The organism is Paenibacillus sp. KS1 (assembly GCF_001680695.1).
Lineage (GTDB): Bacteria > Bacillota > Bacilli > Paenibacillales > Paenibacillaceae > Paenibacillus_B > Paenibacillus_B suaedae.
On record NZ_MAIS01000318.1, the window covers coordinates 1 to 388 of the forward strand.

1 rRNA gene is annotated in these 388 nt (G+C 51.0%); it reads right to left on the bottom strand.

Annotated elements, in window-relative coordinates:
* A 23S ribosomal RNA gene (locus tag BBG47_RS28495) occupies positions 1-385 on the bottom strand; the annotation flags it as partial.
* Between the last annotated feature and the right edge of the window lie 3 nt (positions 386-388).

Here is a 388-nt window from a genome sequence, read left to right on the forward strand (position 1 = left end):
TTACAGGGCTTTTACCTTCTATGGCGGGCCTTTCCAGACCTCTTCATCTAATAAACACCTTTCTGACTCCATGTGAGACGTCCCACAACCCCAAGGAGCAAGCTCCTTGGTTTAGGCTCTTCCGCGTTCGCTCGCCGCTACTTACGGAATCACTATTGTTTTCTCTTCCTGAGGGTACTTCGATGTTTCAGTTCCCCTCGTATGCCTCAACATATCCTATGTATTCAGATATGCGTGACTGCCTATTACGACAGCCGGGTTTCCCCATTCGGACATCCCCGGATCAATGCTTGCTTACAGCTCCCCGAGGCATTTCGTTGTTCGCCACGTCCTTCATCGGCTCCTGGTGCCTAGGCATCCTCCGTGTGCTCTTACTAGCTTAACCTAG